The following is a 26,218-nucleotide window of genomic DNA, read 5'->3' as shown; positions in this document are numbered from 1 at the left end:
ACATGACCGCAGATGAATTGGTCTTTTTGAGCAACATATGCATGTTATATCAGCAAGTTACTTAGTTTTACCGTATGAGACATTTTCTTACTATAGCTTCCTGCCAGCGGGCGACTTACAATCTCCCGCCGCTAATTTATCAGTCGAATGAATAAATAGTATGCGGATTGGCGGTAAAGCGAACAATTTTGTAGTGATGATGATTTTACTCAGTGAGGCCCAGTGTGGAACAGTTTGATGTGGTAGTGATAGGCGCAGGTGCTGCGGGCTTATTTTGTGCGGCTCAGGCCGGGCAAGCTGGGTGCCGGGTATTGTTGGTTGATAATGGCAAAAAAGCAGGGCGCAAGATACTGATGTCCGGCGGTGGCCGCTGTAACTTCACCAATATGTTTGTCGAACCCGCAGCCTATCTCTCACAAAACCCTCATTTTTGTAAATCTGCTTTGGCGCGTTACACCCAATGGGATTTCATTGATTTGATGAATCGCTACAATATTGCCTGGCATGAGAAAACACTGGGGCAACTGTTTTGTGATGATTCTGCCCAACAAGTGGTCGAGCTTTTGCTGAAAGAGTGCGAATTGGGGCAAGTTACGATTCGATTACGCAGCGATATTCTGTCAGTTGAAAAAAACGATGCTGGTTTCTTATTGCAAATTAATGATGCAAAAGTGAGCGCTCACTCACTGGTGGTGGCTTCAGGTGGGCTCTCTATGCCGGGATTGGGTGCCTCTCCCTTTGGCTATAAACTGGCAGAACAGTTTGGCTTGAAAGTTTTGCCGACGCGCGCAGCTTTGGTTCCGTTCACTTTACATAAACCGTTGTTGGAGCACCTGCAAACACTTTCTGGTGTTTCAGTACCAGCGGTAGTGATGGCAGAGAATGGTGTCAGTTTCCGTGAGAGTATTTTATTTACTCATCGTGGACTTTCTGGCCCGGCCATTTTACAACTTTCAAGCTATTGGCAGCCTGGAGAGTATGTGAGCATTAACTTACTTCCTGATACTGACTTAGAAACTTTCCTTAATAATGAGCGGCAAGCACACCCCAATCAGACCTTAAAAAACACACTGGCTCAGTTGCTTCCTAAGCGGTTGGTGGAATGCCTCCAGACTTTGGAGCAACTGCCGGATGTCACCTTGAAACAATTAAATGTGCCGCAGCAGGCCGCGTTAGTGGCTAATTTGCAACAATGGCGGGTGCAACCTAATGGCACGGAAGGTTACCGTACTGCTGAAGTGACAATTGGTGGTGTAGATACTCAAGAGCTCTCCTCCAAGACGATGGAGGCTCATAAAGTGCCAGGGTTATACTTCATTGGCGAGGTTGTTGATGTTACCGGCTGGTTAGGGGGCTATAACTTCCAATGGGCCTGGAGCTCAGCTTGGGCTTGTGCGCAGGCATTGGCGGTTGTACCACGATAATAAAAGGACTGTTCCGTTAGCCCAACGGAGACAAATTTTACTATGCGAATACAGCCGAAAAAAGAGGAAAAAATAAAAAAGGGAGAGCAAGGGTTGGCCTATTTAGATAATCAACAAAACAACTTTGAAAATAACAAAATCGGTCAATCCAAGTGACTTTCTGTACGCATAGGTACCCTGGCTCCTCAATAAATCCGGTATAATCTGGCTGGATTTATTCTTTTACTGAAGTGTCAGTATCCTTTGGATGGTTAACATAACGGCATCCTCTGTATTTTTACCTGTAATAAAGTTTGCTGCGGATTTAGTTTCTTCGAAAGCATTACGCATGGCAAAACTGAAGGTAGCTCTCTCCATTAATTCAATATCATTAAGACCATCACCAAATACCATGGTCTCGTCTTTATTGACGTTTAACAACTTTTGGAGAATCTCGACGGTATGCCCTTTATGCACACCGACATCAGCAATATCGATCCAGGCATCTTCAGAAACGACAATATAGGCTTTATCGAAGAACTCGTGTAGATGAGGTTTGAATTCAGGGCAGCGGCCTTTTTCGTCATAGACAGATATTTTGACAAAATCATGTGAAGTTTGTGAGAAACAATCGACTTTTGTTACTTTGGCATATGATTTTTTAATTTTATTTTCCATTTCTGTAGATACAGAACTCTTAATAAAAGCGCCTTCTGATGTACAAGCAATAATGACAGGCTCTTTATTAATCGCTTCTAAAGTGGAAATTATTTTCAGCCCAAGTTGATTTTTTATTAACGATTGATAAACATACTCGCCTTGATGTTTTATTCTAGTGGCGCTGTCACCCAAAATCCAAAACTGCTCTGCATCATCCTTGAAAAGCTCTTCTACACGTTCACATTGCTTACCCGTACATAGCGCAAAATGAACACCTTTTTGACTCATTATCTCCTTGATATCTTGAAATAATGTACGGTTATAATCTCCTTTGTCATCAAGAAAAGTTCCATCCAGGTCAGTAATTATTAATTTTATCATTGTAGGGACTCATGTTATTAAGGTACCCATAAATATTACAAAATATTATATTTATGTCACGGGAAAATACATTTTTTTGATGTGACATGTTCCAATGGCAAAACAATGTGTTTTTTAATTGAGATTACAACAAATACAGTTATGCATTGTGATTCTGGTGCTATTTAATTAAATCATATTGATCATAATAGAGAATTTCATTGAACTTAATAGCTTTAAATATAATTTAGGAAAACTCGTATAGAGTATATTCTTTGATATTTCTTAATCATAAGCAGATTAATAAAAATAATATCGCCATTGCGACCTGGTTTTATCTCTTGGTTGCTTCGTGTGGTGTTGTCTGATTTTCAGGTGCTTCCGACAATCAGCCCCATCATTTATTGATGGGGCTTTTTCATGCTTTCAACTTGTTTAGATGCGGTTCAAAACAACATTGTCAGTTATCAATCCTGCGGCACAGGAATACGTCTGATAATCCAGTCTAGCCCTTGGCGGTAGCTACAACGTTGTGATTCTGCATCATATTCTCCGGCCGTGACAGAAAGAGCAAAACCATGCGTGTAATCCACGATGATATTTAACAGCATGTCGGGCTGCTCATTTACGGTGAGGGCGGCAATGTTGCTTCTTATGAGTTCGGTCAACTTGGCAAGTTGTTCAGGGAACAGTGTTGGGTCGGAAAAAATGTATCTCACAAGGTTCGGATGTGCCAAAACGGCATCGCAATATCTACCCAGTAAAAAGTGCAGACGCTCGCTGGGGGTTTCACCGGCGGGAGACTCCCCCATATCAGCAAATATTTCGGAAGCAAGTTGTTTGAACATGCTGCTCCGTGAGCCGACATGATGTGCCACCGCCATGGCTGTCACGCCCAGACGCTGGGCGATTAAACGGAATGAAACCTTTTGTTCTCCGTTTTCGTCAAGAAGTTCCAGAGCAACATTCAATACTTCAGTTTTTGAGAGTGCCTTTGTTCCTCTGGACGGGCGGCCTATAGCACGTGCCTTTGTCAATTTTGTGAGATCCTGTAGCGATGGTGTACAAGACCGGAAGGAAAAGCCTTAGAGGAAATCAGTGTCATATCGATATCTCTTGTAAGGTTGCCAAACAGCGGAATACCCTGACCAATAAGGATCGGCACTTGTGTTATTGCCAGATCCTCAATAAGCCCATCGCGGATGAATGACTGAATGACCTGTCCACCATCGATATAAGCGCGTTTCCAGCCTGCTTCGGACAGCGAAACCATCAGCGCTTTGGGTTCAAGCCTTGTCACTTGCACCTTCTGTTTTAGATGAGCTGGAATAATGCTCTCTTCGAGTGTTCTGCTCATAACAATCACCGGTTTTTCATAGGGCCATTCGGGGAAAGTGAGAATTTTCTCGAAGGTTATCCGCCCCATAATCACCCCATCAATGCTGTCCACAAATGCATGATACCCATAGTCTTCACCCTCGATGTTCTGTTTTTCCAGCCAATCCAGACTATGGTCTTTGCGGGCGATAAAGCCGTCAAAACTGGTCGCGATAAAAACGTGTCCCGTGGTCAATTTCATCTCCATACATAACTATACACCGTATAATTATGTATGGTTTTTTCGGCAAATAACAGGGGCCAGCGGATGTTAATTCCTACAGGTTCGTGAATAGCAGTGTTGTAAAATGGTGTTTTAGATTTTGGGGGCATGTTAATTGAGTGAGGATCTCCCGAGTTTACGGGGGTAGATAACTCAACACCGAACTTATCAGTCCGTCAGATTTTGAGTCAGGATCTGACCAAAATGCATCACTTAATGTGAAATTACCCTCAACACTGGTGAGAGAGCGGGTCATTTCCGGATAGCGCCGGGCAAATAAAACAGCCACCGCTCCGCCAACGGAGTGCCCAATAACATGAACCGGTTCGGTGAATGATTTCCGTAACCAAAGTGGCGATATGGTCTGCCTGGTCTTAAAGACTCCAACTGTCAGGTGCTATCTCGCGATAAGCCCCGTAGCCTAACTGGTCAGGAGCGAAGACACTCCGGCTATCGAACGACGAAAGGATCCGGGGGAAATCTAACGAACCAAAAAGACCATGAATTCCGGAATTGGTCGAAGCGAGAATGCATTTTAACGGCCCATATTGTGACGTTACAAAAAAAACTATCACTGAGCTGATCGTGAAATAAGCTCGAGGTATAAAAATATTCTTTTCAGCATGAGAGATAAATCGACTATTAATCATGCTGTTTTACTCGCCTACAATTTTTCATCAGTGGGCCATGGAATTGCATTGCTTTCTTAATGTAAGAGAGGGTAACGTAACAGGGAAATTGATTATCAGATGCTGATTAGCTTATTTTTAAATGAGTAATAGCACTTCTTTGATCAAATATTGAGGTAATGTGAGTGAATAAACCTATAGGTGTGTTTGATGCTGGAATTGGCAGCTATGCAATAGTCGATTAAATTCGGAAATCTTATCCATCCCAAGATATTGGATATTTAGCGGACAGAAAAAGTTTTCCATATGGTGCAAAAGACCATGAGAAACTGCTGATATCTATTGCTAAAGCCACGGAGTATCTATCAGAATATGGGTGTTCAGCCGTAGTTTTAGCATCAAATGCACCCAGTATTGTTGTTATGGATGATTTACTTAAATTAGCCTCATTGCCTGTTATTGGAATTTTACCCCCGGTTAAAGATGCCTGCCTAAACTCTAAAACTAAGAAAATAGCTATATTGGGTGTTCGAAGTATGGTCGAAAGTCCTGAACTTAAAAGGTATATAATTGAAAATACTATAGAAGAATGTGATGTTTATGGCGTCAATGCTTCTGAGTTAGTCAATCTAGTTGAGGATTTTTCTTTCCGTAATGATAAAGAAAAGACGCAACAATCGGTATCTCTGTTTTTGGAAAAGCTACTTGAAATATATCCAAATATTGATGTAATAACTCTATCTTCCACTCATTTACCCTGGCTTAAAGAATTTTTCTTAAATGCTCAGCCTCATATAATTTTTCTCGACCCATCGGATAAAGTAATAGAAGGAATTCGCCCTTACGTTACCTTTGGTAATGGAGTTGTTGATTGTATAGCAACCGAAAGTAAACAGTTTTCAATTAAAGATTTTAATGAAGCATTGTCGGGTCTAAAAACTGGACTAATAGCTAAGTTGGTTCACATATAGAATTGATAATAAAGTTTGTGTGTCAATTCACTGTAAGAAAATATTGAAACAAGCTGTATATAAGAGCCAGAAATCTGCTCTTATTAAAGCTTGGCTAGTCAGTAAATAATGGAGAATTTATATCTATCGTCGCGACGCTCCATTAATTAGTGTTGAGTTAGGCGGCATTTTTGTGGTCTATATCCTTTGTTATTCTCCTCAATGAGCTATTTATGGTGCTTATATTATGCGGCATTCTCGCTCGCAAGGCTTATTGCCAATAAAGTTCTGTGCGTGCTGGTGAATGCAAGGGTGATGTAACAGGATATCTATCACCTTGGTAGCACAGTATCGGATATGTTTCTACGGCGTGTGACCGAATGGTTTTTTATGCCTATCGGGATGGCTGGGCAAACCAGCCCCCGATGGCATATGTTAGATTCTAATATAAAGAAGAAGCTAAGTTTTATGATTTGTCACCGTCACCGTCACCGTCACCGTCACCGTCACCGTCACCAATATCGGTTCTGCGTATTAGTTTTGTAGATAGACAATACTTTGGTGAATTTCTCTTTCAATATCAGCCTTTGACCAGGTATTCAATTGTGATGAAAATGGTTCAAAAGCATATATCCCCTGATAACCCAGCCGTTCCAGATTATCTACTTGCTGTTTACTGTTTAATTTATCCTGTTCACTCAGCATAATTCGGTCCTCATCAGTCAGTGTGTGCTTTAACCGTGCCTCTTCGACACCGGAAAGATGTACTAGGCCGATAGTATTGATGTCGATATGTGCATCGAATTCAGCCTGTGCAATATCACTCAGATAATAGTGGAAAGTATCCAACACCATTTTATAGGGCGCGGCTGACTTGTGGATGATAGATTGCGTTAGCAGGTGAGAACGTAACGAACTGATTTCAAAACCTAAAGGTTCCACCAATCCGGTTACCTGATACTTTTTAAATAGCGGGGCTAACAACACTAGAGCATCAATCGTGTCTTGTTCTTTTTGCTCGGCTGAACGGCGGTCATTAGCACTACAGTTTGGGCATAAAATAACCCCACGGCAGTTAATCGCTTTTGCTTGTTTCAGCATGTTCTCTGTTTCTTTCAGTAGGGCAGGGCGGTGTTCTGGCAGATTAAAGTATTGCAACGCATTGATAGTAACAATTTCGATTTCATATTCATCGGCCAGGGCATTGAGTTGTGCCGAACTTAACTCATCCGTCACTTTTCCGCTCAGCATATCATTGCGTAATTCAACCTTATTTAACCCGCATTTTTTAACCAGGCAAAAAAAGCTTTCGATACTTAAGTTTGGGGCAATTTTGCGATTAATACAGAAACGATCTTGTGCAATAGGCATAGCTTTGCTCCTGCAATGATAACCCGACGGTCAAACCGCCGATAATACAACCGATGACGACATTGAATACTGCCAGCTTGTCTCCAGCGGATGAAGATTGAAGTAACTCTCATACTAATCTAAATAAGAACATTTATTTCACTTTTATCAAATTACGAAAAATTAATTTTTAGATCTAGTTCAAATATTAAGCTGGAAAATGTCTTAAAAAAATCATTTAAAGCTAAAAACAGCCAGGTTCATATCTCTATTTTTTATGTTATCAGTTTTTATCGGAGTGAAATCTGAGATATTACAAATGGGTAGAGGTATTGCGTAGATGCTCTGAGGATTTTGATAGTGACGCGGGCTCCTTGCAGGAACTTGCGATACATCGCACAAAATAAAATTTCCAAAGAAAGTTATTTGAAACTTTTTTTTCAATAGCATAGAGTCTGCATATCGGCTGGCTTTTCGTCTTTCCGGCGGTTGGTCGCCTTGTGGGTTAGATTGGCTTTATCCAAGATAACCCTTACTGATTGAGCGCATGGTTTGTTAGGTGTCTGGCATATAGCCATTTTCCATGACCCTTGCGATAGCCGCTATTAAGAAGAGGGTGAGACATGAAAATCGTGAGTAACTTTATCGGTGGGAAGAATTCTCTGAGTTCCAGCAATCAGATTGCCGATATTCATAATCCAGCCACCGGCAAAGTTGAAAGCCAGGTTACACAAAGTACAGCTGAAGACGTCCATCAGGCTATCGGAGTTGCTCATCAGGCTTTTGTCGATTGGTCACGAACTCCCCCTCTGCGTCGCGCTCGCATTATGTTCAACTTTAAGACCCTGATTGAACAACACCGTGATGAATTGGCGGAATTGATTGTTCGTGAACACGGCAAGGTCTATTCAGATGCTTTGGGCGAAATCACTCGCGGTCTGGAGGTAGTCGAGTTCGCTTGTGGTATCCCTCACTTATTGAAAGGCGAATATTCTGCAGATGTGGGTACCGGCGTTGATAGTTTCTCGATGATGCAACCTTTGGGTGTGGTTGCCGGGATAACCCCGTTTAATTTTCCTGCGATGGTTCCAATGTGGATGTTCCCCATTGCATTGACGTGCGGTAATACCTTTATTCTGAAACCGCCCGCGTTGGATCCTTCTGCATCGGTTCGTTTAGCTGAATTGCTGACAGAGGCGGGCTTACCTGATGGCGTATTCAATGTTATTCACTGTTCAAATGAAAGTGCTGCACAACTCTGTACAGACCCACGAATTCAAGCCGTAAGCTTTGTAGGTTCCTCTACTGTTGCTGAACATATTTACACCACTGCCAGTGCACACGGTAAGCGCGTACAGGCTTTCGGTGCTGCAAAAAATCAAGCGATTATCATGCCCGATGCTGATTTGGATGCGACAGTTAATGCATTGATGGGCGGTGCGTTTGGGTCTGCCGGTGAACGTTGTATGGCATTGCCTATTGCTGTTGTTGTCGGTGATAGTACGGCAGATAAGCTAATTGAAAAGTTAAAACCACTCATTACTCGCTTGCGTGTCGGCCCAGGTATACAGCAAGGCGGGGAAGAAAATGAAATGGGGCCGTTAATTTCAGCAGCCCATCAGAAAAAAGTTATTGGTTATATTGATCAAGGTATTAAAGAAGGCGCGACATTAGTCACAGATGGTCGCAATTATAATGTCGCTGGCTATGAGCAAGGATATTATGTTGGCGGTACGCTGTTTGATCATGTCACTCCGGATATGAAGATTTATCGGGAAGAAATTTTTGGCCCAGTGTTGGGGATTGTCAGAGTTCCTGATTACCAAACCGCAATTAATACGGTAAATAGCCATGAATTTGGTAATGGGAGTGCGATTTTTACCAGCAGCGGTCACTATGCACGGCAGTTTGTACATGAAGTCCAGGCTGGGATGGTTGGAGTTAATGTGCCAGTTCCTGTGCCGATGGCATTTCACAGTTTTGGTGGTTGGAAGCGCTCTGTATTCGGTGCATTAAATGTTCATGGCACTGATGGTGTGCGTTTTTATACCCGCATGAAAACAACCACGGCCCGTTGGCCAACCGGACAGCAAACTGTCTCAGAATACAGTATGCCAACACTGGGTTAATGCTGCTTGAGAGTGTTCGTTAGCATAATTTCATGTTGTTAACAGGGGAGTCACCATGTCGTCATTACTTGCCAAATGTCAGCTACCGGATGTGGATGGGCGTATTCAGCATATTTCTCCAGAGAACGCAGGCTGGCGTTTTGTTGGGTTTGATGTCTATCACCTGACGGCTGGAAAGACGTTGGTTCTAGACAGTGTTGATAATGAACTTTGCCTGGTATTGGTTGCGGGCATTGCTTCGGTATCAACACGTCGGGCCGAATATCCGCACATTGGCAAACGCATGAATCCATTCGAACGAACACCGCCTTATTCTGTTTATGTTCCACATCATGATCATGCGAAAGTTGTGGCAGAGACCGATTTGGAATTGGCTGTTTGCCGTGCCCCCGGTAATGGTTATTTACCTTCCCGGCTGATTACACCGGCAGATGTGGGTGTGGAGCGGCGAGGTAAGGGGCGTAACCAGAGGTTAGTACATAATATTTTACCTGACAATCAACCCGCTGATAGTTTACTGGTGGTTGAGGTTTATACCGATGAAGGGAATACCAGTTCATACCCAAGCCATAAACATGATCAGGAAAATGCTACAGATGAAACCTATTTGGAGGAAACTTATTATCACCGGCTGAGTCCAGAGCAAGGTTTTTGCATGCAACGGGTGTATACCGACGATCGTTCACTGGATGAATGTATGCCGGTCTATAACCGGGATGTTGTGAAAGTACCGAAAGGCTACCACCCCGTAGCAACATTGGCAGGTTACGATAGCTATTATTTGAATGTTATGGCTGGGCCAGTAAGGTTATGGAAATTTACCTGGGAAAAAGATCATGAGTGGGTCAATAGTGATCAATATCCAGCAGGAAAAAACTAAAGCACTCTGGTTAAAAATGAATTGATGGGTAGGTGGGATTCTACCCATTTTATTGAACTGCCGACGTTTACACTTTACTTATAACTGATTGATAATATTGCTTTGTGGCTTATTCTTTTGCGTTATTCAGTGCTAATGAAACAGCTAAAGTTTGCGCCAGACACATAGAAGCAACTTGTGAGCGGAATCCATCAACTTGTGCTTCTCGCACCACAAAACACACATCACTGAACGCCGCTAATGGGCTGACTTGGCTATCGGTAATAGCAATCTGTTGAGCACCACTTTTCGCACCCAATTCCACCAGTTCTAATGCTTCTTGTGCATAGGGTGAATAGCTAATGGCAATAACGACATCTTTGGGTTTTACCATACTCAGTTGTTCAGCGAACATACCCCCTAGCCCATCAATCAGAAAAGCGCGGCGTTCCAAATGACGTAATGCATAGGTCAGGTATGAAGCAACGCTGAAAGAGCGCCGCAAACCAATTACATAGATATTTTCAGCGTTGTTCAATAGTTCAACAGCTTTATCCAACTGTTCTGCGCTGGTTTGCACTGCAAGTTGTTGTAGGGCTTGTGCATTGACCATCGTAAATACATTCAGTATTTCAGCTGGCTTTTCTGGTGCTGTATTGCCATCAGTTGAGGTTTGACGAAATAACCGGGCGCGCTCGGTATAGTTAACAGTTTCTTCCATCAGATGTTGACGGAATACCTGTTTCATTTCATTAAACCCACTGAAACCAAAGGCATTTGCAAACCGAATTAATGTTGATGGTGGCACACTAGCTTGGGCCGCAATGGAAGCAACTGTATCAAATGCAATGCTGTTACTGTTATCCAAGATATAACGGGCAACTTGTTTTAAGCGTTTGCTTAACGTCTCATAACGATGACGAATCTGGTCTTGTAACAATGATAGTTGAGTAGGGTTATTCATCCATTCGGCCCACGGCAGAGGAAAATTCAGGGATTATCTGTCAGGCATTCTAACAGATGGTTGGAAAATTTCATTTGCTGATATCCGCATTTACTTTTATTTCATCGCGAATTAAAATTGTTCACGAAGCCATAATAAATGAAACGGCTATAAGCAAAAGATATTACTTGATTAAGTTTGACAAAAATCAGGATTTTTTCAGGCTAATAAGGATTAAATCATGCAGATGGCAGCACAATGGCGCTAACGTTTTTCCACGTTAGCGCCAGTAAAGCTGTATTAAATTCAGACGACTGGCCGATAGTCTCGCCAATAACCGATCAGCGTTTGATAATTTTGTTTCACTTGAGCGATCAACTCTGCATCATTTAGCTCACCTTGTAGCCAATAGCGAGATGCTTGGCCGAAGATGGTGCGGCCGACAGCAAAACCTTTAACCCAAGGCGCTTGAGCCGCTGCGGCAAAAGCCGCTTTTAATATCGCTTCTGAAGAATCTAACCCAAGAATCAATACACCTCGGCAATAGGGATCTTGAGTTTCAATCAATTTACCTACTTGTTGCCAATTTTCGGCGCTGAGTGGTGGTAGTTTCCACCAATCCGGCTGAATACCTAGCGCATAGAAATGTGCCATAGTTTCGATGTAATAACGCTCATCTTTGTCTTTATTATCTTCAGGTAAAATGACTTCCAACAGCAATTCATGCCCTGATTTACAGCATCCACGGTAAACATCCAGAATCAACTCATCCTGTTGCTGGCGTAGTTCGGTGCTGTCCTTAGGATGATAAAAAATCAGGCACTTCACAACATGTTCCTGTGGCCAATCAATAAGTTGAGAACCAATATTGCCGTGTTCAAGGCGTAATGGCCTTGAACTGGGTTGCTCAATAGGGCGGCCTATCCACCACCCTTGGCCGGTAATAGTGTTAAGTGCTTCTTGGCCATAAGTCGTATCTGCCAAAATGCCACTCTTATGTGCTAGCTCAGATTCTTGAGCAGCTTGCTGTGCAGCTTGGAGCAATAATGTTTTGAGTTTGGGGATCCGCTCTTCACTCACCCCCGCCTCGCGAGCCATATCGGCTAGTTGTTTGCGGTGATCAAAAGCAAATACACAAAGTTCCGGCCATTGCTGTTTACGGCTAGTCACCCGGTGCAAGTGGTTAAGATGAGCATCACGATCTGGGCGTAGAATAGAATGTTCACGGCTGAGGTAATTATCTAACTCTGTTTTGGTTGGCATAGCAGGCGCACAGCCATGACGGGAAACAACCAGTGCACCGCAGGCATTGGCATAACGGCAAGCTTGTTCCCAGCTCTCATCATTAAGATAACCGCGCAGCAAGCCAGACATAAAGGCATCACCAGCCCCCAATACATTGAGCACTTCAACGTGAACACCAGAATGGAGTTTGACCCATTCCCAACAGGTGGGAATTTCCCCTTCGAACACTGAACAACCTTGTGCTCCGCGCTTACAGACTAGTGTCGCTTGGGTGACTTTACGGACATTTTGTAGCGCTATCAGAGTATCTGTGCTGCCACCGGCAATATGGAACTCTTCTTCCGTGCCGACAATTAAATTGAAATGGTGTAGGACTTCCTGTAATTGCTGAGTCACTTTTTCCGACTCAATGAAACGTGTTTCACCATCGCCAAGTGAGGTTAGACCCCATAATACTGGGCGATAATCAATGTCCAAAGCAGTTCGTAGCCCATGTTTATGCGCATATTCCAATGCTTTCAGTACGGCAGCGCGTGTATTAGGGTGCGAAAGATGTGTGCCAGTGATAGCCAGTGCACGTGATGACGCAATATAAGACTCGTCTATATCATCTTGCGTAAGGGCCATATCCGCACAGTTTTCACGGTAAAAGATCAGTGGGAAAGTTTCTTGATCTTTAATTCCTAGAATAACCAATGCGGTTAGACGCTGCTTGTCAGTAATAAGAAAACGAGTATCAGCACCAACACGTTGTAATTCCTCGCGCAGGAAACGGCCCATATGTTCATCACCTACACGTGCCAGCATACCTGACTTCAAGCCTTGGATTGCCGTGCCGTAGGCAACATTACCTGATGAACCGCCCAAATATTTGGCAAATGTACTGGTATCTTCCAGCCGGGAACCAATCTGTTGTCCATAAAAATCGACGGCAATTCGCCCGATACATATGACATCCAGCTCTTTGTGTTGTGTACCCATCCCCATTTCCTTCTTTTAAAGCCCCGACAATGTCCAATGAAATGAACTGTAATGACATTTCTGAAATCAGTATGAGGAATAAATATTTCAAGTTCAAGGTTAAATGAAATTTACACCCCGATTGTGTGACCGGGCTAAAAGCCTTGTATAACGCTTGAGAATAGAGTCTAGGCCAAAAGATAATACAAGTTATTAATGGTTTTCTTAGGGGAAGTTGGTCGGTACTGGAAATCAATATATATTAATAATATCAATTCATTATATGCTTATTTTGAAGTTTTAAAATGATCATCTTTTAGATGAATCAATGCGGGTATTACAGTTTCAGTGTTTACCTGATTATTTGATCCTCATCGCAGAATGAAATGTTTCTTCTGTAATGTGATTTTATGAAAAAAATATTTGTTTATAATCCTTACTATGTTTCACCTCTCTGTTGTCAGCATAGCAGAAACCACCCAATCGGTTTCTTCTCTGTGCAAACGTATCTTCGGGGCTGAAAATATCTCAGTTCCATGGTATCGCGCAAACATAGCAAAGGATGGGTAAATGAATAAGATTCGGCTAACCACGGCACAGGCATTAGTCCGTTTTTTGGACAACCAATACCTGCAAGTTGATGGTCAGGAAATCAAATTTATCAAAGGGATATTTGCTATTTTTGGCCATGGTAATGTACTGGGGATTGGGCAGGCACTGGAACAGGATTGTGGCCAACTAGTCGTCCATCAAGGGCGTAATGAACAAGGAATGGCCCATGCTGCGACGGGCTTTGCAAAACAGAAACTGCGTCAGCAAATTTATGCTTGTACCTCATCTGTTGGGCCAGGAAGTGCCAATATGGTTACTGCAGCAGCGACTGCAACGGCTAATCGTATCCCACTACTATTGCTTCCTGGTGATGTATTTGCATCGCGTCAGCCAGACCCCGTACTACAACAGATTGAGCAATCTCATGACCTGAGTATCAGTACCAATGATGCATTCAAACCCGTCAGTAAATATTGGGATCGCATTACGCGGCCAGAGCAACTGATGAGCGCGTGTATTAATGCAATGCGGGTACTCACTGACCCAGCAGAAACAGGAGCAGTGACACTTTGTTTGCCGCAAGATGTTCAGGCTGAAGCCTATGACTATCCTGATTATTTCTTCCAGAAACGCATTCATCGCCTTGAGCGAAGGCCAGCCAGCGGCGGAATGCTGGCTGATGCGATTGCTTTATTGACCACCAAACGTAAACCGATTTTGGTCTGTGGTGGTGGGGTGAAATACTCGCAAGCCGGTCAAGCATTACAACGATTTGCCGAATGCTTCGGTGTGCCATGGGTAGAAACACAAGCCGGTAAGGGCACAATCAGCTCCGAACATGAATTGAATCTCGGTGGTATTGGTGAAACGGGCTGTCTGGCGGCTAACACATTGGCGAAACAGGCTGATCTTGTTATTGGCATTGGTACTCGTTATTCCGACTTTACTACATCATCTAAATGGTTGTTTCAGAATCCTGATGTTTCATTTCTCAATATCAATGTGAGTGCTTTTGATGCCGGCAAACTCGATGGTTTGCAATTGCTGGCTGATGCGCGTGAAGCATTGTCAGCATTGCATCAACAGCTCGATAGTTCTGGCTATCAGGCCGGTTGGGAGGGCGAAATTGCTCGGGTGCGCGCTGAACAATTAGCGGAGACGGAGCGGGTCTATCAGGTGGAATACAATGCTGATGACTTTATCCCTGAGATTAATGACCATTTGGATCGTGAGCAGGTTTTTGCTGAGTTTATTAATCAAACCGGTTCTTTCCTGACACAAAGCCAAGTGCTGGGGGTTCTGAATAATCAACTACCTGAAGATGCAGTCATTGTTGCTGCTGCAGGGAGTTTACCCGGTGATTTGCAGCGGGTGTGGCGCACAAAAGGCAGTAATGGTTATCACGTCGAATATGGTTATTCGTGTATGGGTTACGAAGTCAGTGCTGCATTGGGTGTGAAGCTGGCTGAACCTGATCGTGAAGTTTATTCGTTGGTGGGTGATGGCGCTTTCATGATGCTGCATTCTGAGTTGGTCACATCCATTCAAGAGCGTTGCAAAATTAACGTCGTGTTGTTCGATAATATGACCAATGGCTGCATTAATAACCTCCAGATGGAACATGGAATGGACAGTTATGCCACTGAATTCCGTTTCCGTAATCAAGATACTGGCCAATTAGATGGTGATTTTGTTCCAGTAGATTTTGCCATGTTGGCCGCTGCTTATGGCTGTAAGACATACCGTGTTTCTACTGAGCAGCAACTGGTCGACGCATTGGCAGATACCCGTATACAGAAGATTTCAACCCTGATCGATATAAAAGTTCTACCAAAGACCATGGTGCATAAGTACCTGAGCTGGTGGCGAGTAGGTGTTGCTCAAGTTTCTGATAGTGAAAGGACGGATGCCGTGGTTCGAGTGTTGGAACAAAATATTGCCAAAGCCCGTGATTATTAACGCACCTGTAACTTGGAAGATGACGGGTACATTTGATTTGAATGTGAAGTCGTAAAACGAGCAGGTATCACCTGCAAACCAAAACTTCATGAGGGAAATTATATGTCGTTAAATATTGGTGTGATTGGAACGGGTGCTATCGGTCAGGATCATATTCGCCGTTGTAGTAAAGTTTTGCAGGGTAGCCGTATTGTTGCTGTGACTGATATTAATCGCGAGCATGCCACCAAAGTTATTCGTGACCTGGGTATTGAGGCGAATATATACGCTGATGGCCACGAAGTGATTAATGCAAAAGAAGTGGATGCGGTGTTGGTGACCTCTTGGGGGCCAAGTCACGAAGAGTTCGTATTGGCGGCTGTTGCGGCGGGTAAATATGTATTCTGTGAGAAACCATTGGCTGTGACCGCTGAAGGCTGCAAGCGGATTGTTGAAGCTGAAGCAGCGCAAGGTAAGCGCTTGGTTCAAGTCGGGTTTATGCGGCCTTATGACCAAGGCTATCGCGCGCTAAAAGATGTTATTACCAGCGGGAAAATTGGCGAGCCATTAATGCTACATTGCGCTCATCGCAACCCAAGAGTCGGCGATAACTACACTACAAATATGGCCATCACAGATACCTTAATTCATGAAATTGATGTATTACGCTGGTTGTTAGATGATGATTATGTCTCCGTCCAAGTTGTTTTCCCGCGAAAAGCCAAACATGCCAAAACGCATCTGAGGGACCCTCAAGTCGTGCTATTTGAAACGGCAAAAGGGACGCGTATTGATGTTGAAATCTTTGTGAACTGCCAGTATGGCTATGATATTCAATGCGAAGTGGTCGGTGATAGTGGTATTGCGAAATTACCTGAGCCATCTTCAGTATTGCTGCGTAGTGAAGCTCGACTATCACATGAAATCCTCACCGATTGGAAAGATCGTTTTATCGATGCTTATGATGTCGAGTTGCAAGCCTTTATCAACGATGTTCTGGCTGAAAAACTCACGGGGCCTTCGGCTTGGGATGGTTTTGCGGCTGCAGTCACTGCAGATGCCTGTATTGCTGCGCAGGATAATGGTGAGATTGTTCCAATAAACTTACCGCAACGGCCCGATTTTTATAACAAGTAATATCAATATCTGCTGTCTGTGTATTAGTCGACAAGCTGCTGCGTAGCTATATTTTTTGTTACAGAGCCAGCCTATCTCAAACTTGTATATATCTCACGTGAAACCGGGAGTGCTATGAAGATTGCATTTGATGTTGATGTCATTAAAGACCTGGGTATCACGAATATGGTTCGCCAAGTGGCGGAGTGGGGATATAACTATATTGAGCAGTCACCACATCCACAGCTGAACCCGTTTTATAAGCACCCCAAAGCGGGTCGTGAAGTTGTTGCTGAATATAAAAGAGCGCTAAAAGAAACCGGGGTCGAAATATCATCTTTCATCGTGGTATATCGCTGGGCCGGGCCACTTGAAGCACGGCGACAAGCAGCAGTGACCAACTGGAAGAGAATGATTGAAATTGCCGTCGAAATGGGGGTTTCCATCATTAACACTGAACTTTCTGGCGACCCAAATGAGCCCGAAATTTGTGAAGAGATGTGGTATCGCTCAATGGAAGATCTATTACCAATTATTGAGCGCGAGGGTATTCGAGTAGAGATCCAATCTCATCCATGGGATTTCTGCGAAGAAAACAATGAAACCGCAGATTTAGTGAAATCACTACGCAGCGATAACGTGAAATACCTTTATAGCGTCCCCCACACCTTTTTCTATGATAAAGGCAAAGGGGATGTCACCAGTATGCTTAAATATGCCGGTGATGATCTTTCTCATGTATTAATTGCCGATACCATGAATCACACCAAACACTGCCGTTATATTGTGAATCCGCCAGGGGTTGATGCTGTTATTCATCAACATGTAGGTATTGGTGAAGGCGAAGTTGATTTCTCCGCATTGTTCCAGACATTACGTGATATGGATTTCGCCAACCGCACTTTTAAAGTTGGTGGTGAATCAATTATTGCGACTTCTCTTTTTGGTTACCCGGAAAAAATAGTGCATCAGGCTGTTGCTACTCGCGAACGTATTGAGCGCGAATTGTTAGGTAAATAAAACCCTATAGCCATCTGGGTATTAAGTACCATTTAAAACATAAATAAAGACTATTTTTGGCTTTGCAGGATGGGTAATTAATCACCTTTTAATTGCATTCATCTGAATAAGTGAGATATGTCACCGAGGTTTATTATGAATAAAGATCGTGTGAAGTTGGCAATCGCTCCTATTGGCTGGACGAATGACGATATGCCAGATTTAGGCAAAGAAAATACTTTCCAACAATGTATCAGTGAAATGGCGCTGGCTGGATTTACCGGTAGTGAAGTTGGTAGTAAATATCCACGAGATCCTAACGTATTGAAACCTATGCTTGAAATACGTGGCATACAGATTTGTAATGCTTGGTTCAGTACTTTCTTTGCCGATGATCAACACGCCAAAACCATTGATGAATTCACTAATCATATGAATTTTCTCCATGCAATGGGAGCAAAAGTCATTGGTTGTTCAGAACAAAGCAAAAGTATTCAAGGGACGACAAAAGCTGTCTTCGAAGAAAAACCTTATTTTACTGATATTGAGTGGCAACGTGTTGCGGATGGTTATAACGAGTTAGCTAAAATTGCTGCAACGAAAGGGATGCAAGTATGCTTACATCATCATATGGGAACCGGTATTCAAACTAGTGAAGAAATTGATCGTTATATGAGTATGGTTAACGACGATGTTTATCTGCTATTTGATACTGGTCATGCCTATTATTCCGAAGGTAACCAGGCAGCGATGTTAGCTATTTTAGAAAAATACTTACCGCGTATTAATCATGTTCATTTGAAAGATGTTCGTGACGAGGTGGTTGCAGAAGTTAAAGCGAAAAAACTCAGTTTCCTTGATGGTGTGAAAAAAGGTACTTTTACAGTACCCGGTGATGGTGTCATCGATTTCCGACCGGTGTTTAAATTACTGGATGAAAAAGGCTATCGAGGGTGGATGGTGGTGGAGGCAGAGCAAGATCCGGCGATTGCTAATCCATTTGAATATGCGGTGAAAGCCCGCCGTTATATCCAAGAAACTGCGGGTATTTAGTAATATTTATCATCTTTTAAATTGCAGGCGTATTTATTGCTCTTGCATGTTGTCCACTGACAAACAGTCACCGCAGGGGATAGGGCATATATCTTATCCCCTGAAGGTTAGTTTGACTGCTTGATTCGTCCCATATGATGTACATCAACAAACTGCCCATCGCGGAAAGCAAAACAGGGGCTGGTGCCTTCAATTTCAAAACCAAATTTCTGGTAAAGAGCAATGGCTGCCAAGTTATCGACAAACACAGTTAATTCAATTCTTTTTATATTCAGCCAGTTATCACATAGGTCGATCATGGCCGCCATTAGCATGCTACCCACACCTTGCCTGCAAAAGGCAGCATCAATAGCAATACCGAAAGTAGCTACATGACGGCGGCGCGCTCGTTGATTTGCTTCAACAGTCAGCTGACCAACAATTTTGTCATCAATGCATGCCACCAGATTATGCATCCCAGCGGGTGTCTCTCTGATTTTTTTCGCCCACATATCTTGAGACGGTAGGGGAAGCTGTAATGTGTCACGATAAACCTGTGGATGAGAAAATAGCTGATGTAAGGCCGGATAATCAGTAGATTCCACATGGCGTATCAGCACATTTTTCATAAACATATCCCTACTCTTACTGTTTGAATTACCTAATAAAATAACTATTTCTTTAATTGAGTCAATAATATTAGCAGCGGCTAAAAAAAACACTTTACAAGTGAGAGTGATAATGATTATCATTGTCGTGCTTTCAGGTGAGACCACCAAAGTTTAGGTGTTCACATTACGAAGGCACGACATTGCTCACATTGCTTCCAGTGTTTACTTAGCCAGCCGGGTGCTGGCTTTTTTTTGCCTGTTTTTCCTCATCGATCTTCGCTAATTCTTGGCTAAAAGGCCCAGATTTCAGAGATGGCTATGCGCTTGCTCTCTAATTGCTTCAAATTCAAAGTATTTGTCTTTTAACATATTAATCAGTCGAATTTTTTGAACAGAGGAGTGAGTTTTTTGCGCTTTCATATTCTTCAGTGACCTCTAGACTAAAGAAAACGTTGAGGAGAACTGAACATGATTTATTTACGCAAAGCAGAAGAACGTGGCCATGCTAATCACGGTTGGCTGGACAGTTGGCATACTTTCTCATTCGCCGATTATTATGATCCAGAATTTATGGGTTTTTCAGCACTACGCGTGATTAACGAAGATGTTATCGACGCCGGTCAGGGATTTGGCACCCATCCACATAAGGATATGGAAATCCTGACTTATGTACTGTCTGGTACTGTCGAGCACCAGGACAGTATGGGTAACAAAGAACAAATTCATGCGGGTGAGTTTCAGATCATGAGTGCTGGTACGGGTATCCGTCATTCAGAATATAATGGTCGTGATGATCAGCCGCTACATTTGTATCAGATTTGGATTATCCCGAATAAGACCGGTTTGCAGCCACGCTATGAACAACAAATGTTCGACATTCCACAAGGGCGGCAACTAGTCTTATCACCGGATGCTCGTGATGGTTCGCTGAAAGTGTTCCAAGACATGACGCTATGGCGCTGGGCATTGAAACGTGAAGAGCAGTCAATTTATCAAATCCAGGCAGAGCGGCGCATCTGGATACAGGTTGTGCGCGGTAAGGTGTCTATCAACGGCCACCGTGCGGGTACCAGCGATGCATTTGCTATCAGGGATGAAGCTGCACTTTCTATTCATGCTGACGAAGACAGTGAAATTTTGCTATTTGATTTACCGCCAGTTTAAGTTTGATGATTCTATACCCTAAATAATTCGAGTGAGTAAAAGCAGCCAACGCACATGTAGCTTGAAGTTTGACGGGGATATGTAAAAAAGGGTATGCGCATCGCGTCATACCCTTTTCTTTGCTAGAATAGCTCCCCGTTTACTCTGCCTCAGTTCATTGATAATGAAGAAAAAAAGGCCAGTGCTACAAGATGTTGCCGATATGGTTGGGGTCACTAAAATGACTGTCAGCCGTTATTTGCGCAATCCGGAGCAAGTTTCTGCGATGTTGCAGGAAAAAATTGCACTGGCGCTAGACGAACTTGGCTATATCCCTAATCGTGCTCCCGATATCCTGTCTAATTCCACCAGTCATGCTATTGGTGTCTTACTGCCATCATTAACCAATCAGGTTTTTGCCGAAGTGCTGCGGGGGATTGAAAGTGTGACGGATGCCCATGGCTATCAAACCATGCTGGCACATTATGGCTATCAGAAAGAACGTGAAGAGCAGCGGCTGACCTCTCTGCTGTCCTACAATATTGATGGGTTGATCCTCTCCGAGCGGCATCATACGGCGCGGACACTGAAAATGATTGAGGTCGCGGGCATTCCTGTTATTGAGCTAATGGATTGTTCATCGCCATGCATTGATTTGGCCGTGGGTTTTAATAACTTTGAAGCGGCAAGACAAATGACCCAGCAGATTATCGCCAAAGGTCACCGTTACGTGGTGTATTTTGGCGCGCGTCAGGATGAGCGGACGGTGATTAAGCAGCAAGGTTATGAGCAGGCGATGCGTGAGTCAGGTTTGGAACCGATGAGTGTGATGACCAGCCGTTCCTCATCATATTCTGCTGGTGCGGAACTATTACGCGAAGCTCAGGTGAATTATCCGCAGATCGACAGTATTTTCTGTACCAATGATGATTTGGCTATTGGCGCAGTATTTGAGTGTCAGCGCCAAGGTCTTGTTATTCCAGATGATATGGCGATAGCCGGGTTCCACGGCCATGATATTGGCCAGTCGATGGTGCCGAAACTGGCCAGTGTGCTGACCCCACGCGAAAGAATGGGGCAAATTGGTGCCGAGCGCTTGCTGGCCCGGCTACGCGGAGAGGCGGTCACACCCAAAATGGTTGATGTGGGCTTCACCATCCTCCCCGGCGGCAGTATTTAACTCATTGTTACTGCTGTGTAATTGTTATATCACCATTGCCAATAACAAGCAGCCAACCAATCCGCAGACCGATATAATGGTTTCCAGTACTGACCATGATTTGAAAGTTTCGACGATTGTCAGGTTGAAATATTCTTTAAACAGCCAGAAGCCCGGGTCGTTGACGTGAGAGAAAATCACACTGCCCGAACCCACTGCAATCACCATCAATTCAGGACTGGCCCCAGTGGTGGCAATGAGTGGCGCTACAATCCCCCCAGCCGTGATGGCGGCCACAGTCGCCGAACCCAGTGCAATACGCAGCACGGCTGCAATTGACCATGCCATTAGAATTGGTGATAGCCCGCTGCTGTTCATCATACTGGCAATATAGTGGTCAACGCCGCTGTCGACTAAAACCTGTTTGAAAGCGCCGCCACCGCCAATAACCAACAGCATCATTGCAATGATTTTGATGGAATCGGTCACGGTGTCCATCACGGATTCCATTGAGCGGCCACGGTTTAAACCAAAGGTGAAAATCGCGATTAACACGGCGATCAGTGTGGCGATTACCGGGTCACCCAAGAACTCAGCATAAGAGAGCACTGGGTGGCCTTTGGGCAAAATCATCTCTGCCACCGCCCGCAATGCCATCAAAATAACCGGCACCAACGCTGTGCTGACACTGACACCAAAACTTGGCATCTCTTCGTCAGTAAAGGTTTTCGGGTTATACAGCCCTTCTGGCACCGGTTTATCAATCCCTTTCAGGAACCGCGCAAATACCGGGCCAGCCAAAATTACTGTTGGAATGGCCAGTAACGTCCCATATAACAGGGTCTTACCCATATCGGCATGGAAGATGGTAGCAATGGCGGTTGGGCCGGGGTGCGGGGGCAAGAAGCCGTGAGTCACTGACAGCGCTGCGGCCATCGGGACACCCACATATAACAAGGGGATACGAGCTGATGCCGCGATACTGAATACCAACGGTAACAACAGCACGAAGCCGACTTCATAGAACAGAGCAAAACCGACGGTGAAACCGGTCAGCACTACCGCCCATTGAATGTGCTTTTTACCAAATTTATCAATTAAGGTTGTAGCGATTCGTTGAGCGCCACCGCAGTCCGCCAGTAATTTACCGAGCATAGCACCGAAGCCCATAATGAGCGCCAGGCTACCCAGTGTTCCGCCGACCCCTGCTTTGATTGAGCCGACAACTTTGTCGACCGGCATCCCTTGCATGACACCCACCGCTAGCGCGACCAGTATCAGTGAGATAAATCCGTTGAGCTTGAAACGGATCATTAGTAACAGCAGCATGGCAACGCCAACCGCGACAATGACTAATGGCATAGTATTTCTCCACTTACTTTGGGTATGCTCGTCATACTTCAAGCTGCATGTGCGTTGGCTACATTCGTTACTCGGCCCGTCCATGGGCCTCGCTTCTGTGAGGCCGCTGCAAGTAGCGTTCAAATCTGCTCCTTAGCAGATTTGTCACCCGCATCACTTACAACACCGTAAGCTCATTGGGATTAATGAGCCTCATCCTTGAGGCTCACCCTGCGGGCTAGCATAAATGCTGTTCAAATCGGTTCCCGACCGATTTGTCTCTCACTTGCCGCCTTCCAGCAACTTGAATTATTTAGAGTATATGTATCGCTTTTTGTTATGGTTACAGGCCGCTAGGGCCAGCGTGATTGCGCGATTGAGTTCAGTTATGATGTTCTATCCTTTGTGATAAAAGTCACATCTCCATTTGTTACCGGTATCATGATACCGGTAACATGATAAAATACGGAACCATAGCGAGCAGTAAAATTCCTATTCTGAGATAGAGATCAACATTATGGCTGGACGTAGCATTATCGTGATGGGTGTATCAGGTAGCGGTAAAACCACTGTGGGAGAGGCAGTGGCACGGCGAATTCATGCCAAATTTATTGACGGTGATGACCTGCACCCTCGTGCCAATATTCAGAAAATGGGCAGCGGACACCCTCTTAATGATGAAGATCGCATGCCGTGGTTGGAGCGGCTGAGTGATGCGGCCTACAGCCTGAATCATAAAAATGAAACCGGCATTATTGTCTGTTCAGCACTGAAACGCCGCTATCGCGATCGGCTGCGGGCAGGTAATCCGGAAATGGTATTTCTATATCTGAAAGGCAGTTTTGAGGTGATTATGGGGCGGTTAAAAGCCCGATCAGGTCATTTTATGCCCACTGATTTATTAAAAAGTCAATTTGAAGCATTGGAAGAACCGGGGGCAGAAGAGCCGGATGTTATCTGTGTGGATATTGATGCGGATATTGATGAAGTTGTGCAGCGCTGTGTGCTAGCGCTAGAAAGCCAAGCTTAATCGGCGAGTGGTGCAAATTGCTGACAAAGTTGAATGAAGGATAATCGTGCCGTTGGGGGCTCTACTGATTTAAAGTACTAGCGCGTCAGCCACCGGAGCGCCCCTAGGTACGGTAAATCCTTCACTCACTGAGCTATCAAAAATTTTGCCATCAATTGGCAGACAAACTTATTTAGTCAGGTATGCCCGCACGCCATCCAAAAACATCTGTGTTGATAACATGACCAAAATTAACCCCATCAGCCGTTCCAGAGCACTGACACCTTTATTGCCCAACAAGCGCAGGAACAGATTCGACATCAGTAAAATGGCCGCCGATAAACCCCAGGCAATCATCAACGCCAGCACCAAATGGCTGAGCTGATTAGGATATTGATGGGAGAGCAGCATCAGGGTCGCCAGAATAGACGGGCCTGCCACTAAGGGAATTGCCAGTGGAACCAGGAAGGGCTCTTCCCCTGCCGATAGCCCGGTAACATTGCTTTCTGGAGAGGGGAAAATCATCTTAATGGCGATTAAAAACAAAATGATACCGCCGGATATTGAGACCGTTTCAGTGCGCAGATTCAAGAATGCCAGAATCTTCTCGCCTGCGAACAGAAAAATCAGCATCAATATGAGCGCGATCAGCAATTCGCGAATCAATACTATGCGCCGCCGTTTAGGTTCCAGATGTTTAAGCACCGACATAAAAATCGGCAAATTCCCCAGCGGATCCATAATCAAAAACAGCAGCACGGTTGCCGCAATCATCTCTGTCATTATTACCTCAAATTAATCAAAACAACTGGCGTTTCGCGCCAGTCAAAGTCACATATTAGGAAGATTGCTTTGAATCATTCTGGTATCGAATAATTTAACTTGCCACTTTGTTCATATTTCGTAAGGTGGTATCAGGTTTGTCATCGTCAGTTTGCCGTATACACCAGCAGTGATGCGAGACAGACATCCATTAATCAGTGTCACTTTCCAAGGCAGGACAGTAAACATGAAAAACGTTGGTTTTATCGGCTGGCGCGGTATGGTCGGCTCAGTACTCATGCAGCGCATGATTGAAGAACGCGACTTTGACGAGATCCGCCCGGTCTTTTTCTCTACCTCTCAACACGGCCAAGCTGCCCCGTCTTTCACCGGCCAGCAAGGTACGCTGCAAGATGCTTATGATATTGATGCGCTGAGTGCATTGGATATTATCATCACTTGCCAAGGGGGAGATTATACCAACGAAGTTTATCCAAAGCTGCGTAAAGCTGGTTGGCAAGGTTATTGGATTGATGCCGCTTCTTCTTTGCGTATGCAAGATGACGCGATTATCATTCTGGACCCGGTAAACCACGGTGTTATTCAGCAAGGGCTGGATAAAGGTATCAAAACCTTTGCGGGTGGTAACTGTACCGTCAGCCTAATGCTGATGTCATTGGGCGGTTTGTTTGCGAATGATTTGGTTGAGTGGGCATCTGTTGCCACTTATCAGGCCGCATCCGGTGGTGGCGCGCGCCATATGCGCGAATTACTGACCCAAATGGGCATGTTGCACGCCGATGTAGCAAAAGAGCTGCAAGATCCGGCCTCGGCCATTCTGGATATCGAACGTAAAGTGACTGCGGCCACTCGCAGTGGCAAATTGCCGACCGATAACTTTGGCGTGCCATTGGCGGGCAGTTTGATTCCATGGATCGACAAAGCGCTGGATAACGGCCAGAGTCGTGAAGAGTGGAAAGGCCAGGCCGAAACCAATAAAATTTTGAATACTGGCAGTGTTATCCCGGTTGATGGTCTGTGTGTTCGTATTGGCGCACTGCGCTGCCATAGTCAGGCTTTCACACTGAAGCTGAAAAAAGACGTACCGCTACCCGAAATCGAGCAATTGCTGGCAACTCATAATGACTGGGTTCGTGTTATCCCGAATGACCGCGAGCTGAGCATGCGCGAACTCACCCCAGCGGCAGTGACCGGCACATTGAACACGCCGGTGGGTCGTCTGCGTAAACTGAATATGGGGCCGGAATATCTCTCCGCCTTTACCGTCGGTGACCAGCTGCTATGGGGCGCGGCAGAGCCACTGCGCCGTATGCTGCGAATTCTGCTGTAACTGTTTATCCGCACATAAGACTAAAGCCCTGAATTTAAAATCAGGGCTTTTTTGTTTCTATTCATTTGCTACATGAACGCCCAACCGCGGTGCTTAATAGGGTAAAACTCATCGCGC

General features: G+C 44.5%; 22 protein-coding genes. 12 read left to right on the top strand and 10 right to left on the bottom strand.

Translation table 11 applies throughout. The features are described from left to right. Positions 1-224: 224 nt before the first annotated feature. Positions 225-1,424, top strand: coding sequence for a BaiN/RdsA family NAD(P)/FAD-dependent oxidoreductase (locus DX162_RS06075; protein ID WP_004388946.1), 1,200 nt, complete (start codon positions 225-227; stop codon positions 1,422-1,424). Between the two features lie 222 nt (positions 1,425-1,646). On the opposite strand, the gene DX162_RS06070 is transcribed toward DX162_RS06075, so the two are convergent. From DX162_RS06070 to DX162_RS22910, 4 genes are all read right to left on the bottom strand, one after another. Next, positions 1,647-2,444, bottom strand: a complete 798-nt coding sequence (locus DX162_RS06070; protein ID WP_004388948.1) for a Cof-type HAD-IIB family hydrolase — start codon at positions 2,442-2,444, stop codon at positions 1,647-1,649. A 446-nt stretch (positions 2,445-2,890) separates the two neighbouring features. Then, positions 2,891-3,460, bottom strand: a complete 570-nt coding sequence (locus DX162_RS06065; protein ID WP_032819090.1) for a TetR/AcrR family transcriptional regulator — start codon at positions 3,458-3,460, stop codon at positions 2,891-2,893. Then, on the bottom strand, positions 3,457-3,996 hold the full coding sequence (locus tag DX162_RS06060) for a dihydrofolate reductase family protein (RefSeq protein WP_032819118.1): 540 nt from the start codon (positions 3,994-3,996) through the stop codon (positions 3,457-3,459). The genes DX162_RS06065 and DX162_RS06060 overlap by 4 nt, the downstream gene beginning before the upstream one ends. Before the next feature lie 163 nt (positions 3,997-4,159). Further along, positions 4,160-4,384: an alpha/beta fold hydrolase gene (locus DX162_RS22910; protein WP_227744214.1), complete on the bottom strand. Its 225-nt coding sequence runs from the start codon at positions 4,382-4,384 to the stop codon at positions 4,160-4,162. A gap of 513 nt (positions 4,385-4,897) precedes the next feature. Here DX162_RS22910 and DX162_RS06050 point away from each other — a divergent pair. Then, positions 4,898-5,623 (top strand): aspartate/glutamate racemase family protein, encoded by a 726-nt coding sequence (locus DX162_RS06050; RefSeq protein ID WP_115155843.1) that lies wholly within the window; start codon positions 4,898-4,900, stop codon positions 5,621-5,623. A 513-nt stretch (positions 5,624-6,136) separates the two neighbouring features. On the opposite strand, the gene DX162_RS06045 is transcribed toward DX162_RS06050, so the two are convergent. Then, positions 6,137-6,973 (bottom strand): TIM barrel protein, encoded by an 837-nt coding sequence (locus tag DX162_RS06045; RefSeq protein ID WP_004388953.1) that lies wholly within the window; start codon positions 6,971-6,973, stop codon positions 6,137-6,139. Positions 6,974-7,575: 602 nt separating this feature from the next. Between DX162_RS06045 and DX162_RS06040 the strand changes: the two genes are divergently transcribed. Together DX162_RS06040 and iolB are read left to right on the top strand one after the other, a co-directional pair. After that, positions 7,576-9,081, top strand: a complete 1,506-nt coding sequence (locus tag DX162_RS06040) for a CoA-acylating methylmalonate-semialdehyde dehydrogenase (protein WP_004388954.1) — start codon at positions 7,576-7,578, stop codon at positions 9,079-9,081. Positions 9,082-9,136: 55 nt separating this feature from the next. Next, a complete protein-coding gene (gene iolB / locus DX162_RS06035) occupies positions 9,137-9,961 on the top strand; it encodes a 5-deoxy-glucuronate isomerase (RefSeq protein WP_004388955.1) in 825 nt (274 codons plus the stop codon). Between the two features lie 109 nt (positions 9,962-10,070). Here iolB and DX162_RS06030 read toward each other — a convergent pair whose 3' ends face one another. Together DX162_RS06030 and DX162_RS06025 are read right to left on the bottom strand one after the other, a co-directional pair. Next, a complete protein-coding gene (locus tag DX162_RS06030; RefSeq protein ID WP_004388956.1) occupies positions 10,071-10,904 on the bottom strand; it encodes a MurR/RpiR family transcriptional regulator in 834 nt (277 codons plus the stop codon). A gap of 285 nt (positions 10,905-11,189) precedes the next feature. Next, entirely contained in the window at positions 11,190-13,109 is a 1,920-nt protein-coding gene (locus DX162_RS06025; protein ID WP_032819091.1) for a bifunctional 5-dehydro-2-deoxygluconokinase/5-dehydro-2-deoxyphosphogluconate aldolase, read from the bottom strand. A gap of 549 nt (positions 13,110-13,658) precedes the next feature. On the opposite strand from DX162_RS06025, the gene iolD reads away from it, so the two are divergent. From iolD to iolE, 4 genes are all read left to right on the top strand, one after another. Next, entirely contained in the window at positions 13,659-15,599 is a 1,941-nt protein-coding gene (gene iolD, locus DX162_RS06020) for a 3D-(3,5/4)-trihydroxycyclohexane-1,2-dione acylhydrolase (decyclizing) (protein ID WP_004388958.1), read from the top strand. 102 nt (positions 15,600-15,701) lie between these two features. Then, a complete protein-coding gene (gene iolG, locus DX162_RS06015) occupies positions 15,702-16,715 on the top strand; it encodes a bifunctional inositol 2-dehydrogenase/D-chiro-inositol 1-dehydrogenase (RefSeq protein ID WP_004388959.1) in 1,014 nt (337 codons plus the stop codon). Positions 16,716-16,829: 114 nt separating this feature from the next. Next, positions 16,830-17,714 carry a sugar phosphate isomerase/epimerase family protein gene (locus DX162_RS06010; RefSeq protein WP_004388960.1) on the top strand — a complete coding sequence of 295 codons (885 nt, stop codon included), beginning with the start codon at positions 16,830-16,832 and terminating at the stop codon, positions 17,712-17,714. A gap of 135 nt (positions 17,715-17,849) precedes the next feature. Continuing rightward, a complete protein-coding gene (gene iolE, locus DX162_RS06005) occupies positions 17,850-18,746 on the top strand; it encodes a myo-inosose-2 dehydratase (protein ID WP_004388961.1) in 897 nt (298 codons plus the stop codon). A 107-nt stretch (positions 18,747-18,853) separates the two neighbouring features. On the opposite strand, the gene DX162_RS06000 is transcribed toward iolE, so the two are convergent. Continuing rightward, complete coding sequence (locus tag DX162_RS06000) at positions 18,854-19,354, bottom strand: GNAT family N-acetyltransferase (RefSeq protein ID WP_032819119.1); 501 nt, start codon at positions 19,352-19,354, stop codon at positions 18,854-18,856. A gap of 450 nt (positions 19,355-19,804) precedes the next feature. On the opposite strand from DX162_RS06000, the gene DX162_RS05995 reads away from it, so the two are divergent. Next, a complete protein-coding gene (locus tag DX162_RS05995; RefSeq protein WP_004388963.1) occupies positions 19,805-20,500 on the top strand; it encodes a pirin family protein in 696 nt (231 codons plus the stop codon). A 163-nt stretch (positions 20,501-20,663) separates the two neighbouring features. Further along, a complete protein-coding gene (gene gntR, locus DX162_RS05990; RefSeq protein ID WP_004388964.1) occupies positions 20,664-21,659 on the top strand; it encodes a gluconate operon transcriptional repressor GntR in 996 nt (331 codons plus the stop codon). 24 nt (positions 21,660-21,683) lie between these two features. On the opposite strand, the gene gntT is transcribed toward gntR, so the two are convergent. Continuing rightward, the gene (gene gntT / locus DX162_RS05985; protein ID WP_004388965.1) at positions 21,684-23,000 is read right to left on the bottom strand and encodes a gluconate transporter; all 1,317 of its coding nucleotides are present in this window, start codon (positions 22,998-23,000) and stop codon (positions 21,684-21,686) included. A gap of 496 nt (positions 23,001-23,496) precedes the next feature. On the opposite strand from gntT, the gene DX162_RS05980 reads away from it, so the two are divergent. After that, positions 23,497-24,009: a gluconokinase gene (locus tag DX162_RS05980; protein WP_004393547.1), complete on the top strand. Its 513-nt coding sequence runs from the start codon at positions 23,497-23,499 to the stop codon at positions 24,007-24,009. A 168-nt stretch (positions 24,010-24,177) separates the two neighbouring features. On the opposite strand, the gene DX162_RS05975 is transcribed toward DX162_RS05980, so the two are convergent. Then, positions 24,178-24,771, bottom strand: coding sequence for a YhgN family NAAT transporter (locus tag DX162_RS05975; protein ID WP_032821272.1), 594 nt, complete (start codon positions 24,769-24,771; stop codon positions 24,178-24,180). Positions 24,772-24,997: 226 nt separating this feature from the next. Here DX162_RS05975 and asd point away from each other — a divergent pair, with 226 nt between their 5' ends. Further along, positions 24,998-26,101 (top strand): aspartate-semialdehyde dehydrogenase, encoded by a 1,104-nt coding sequence (gene asd / locus DX162_RS05970; protein ID WP_004393549.1) that lies wholly within the window; start codon positions 24,998-25,000, stop codon positions 26,099-26,101. Positions 26,102-26,218 lie beyond the last annotated feature (117 nt).

It is taken from the genome of Yersinia kristensenii (assembly GCF_900460525.1).
Classification (GTDB): Bacteria; Pseudomonadota; Gammaproteobacteria; order Enterobacterales; family Enterobacteriaceae; genus Yersinia; species Yersinia kristensenii.
This window is presented reverse-complemented; position numbering and strand designations above follow the sequence as displayed.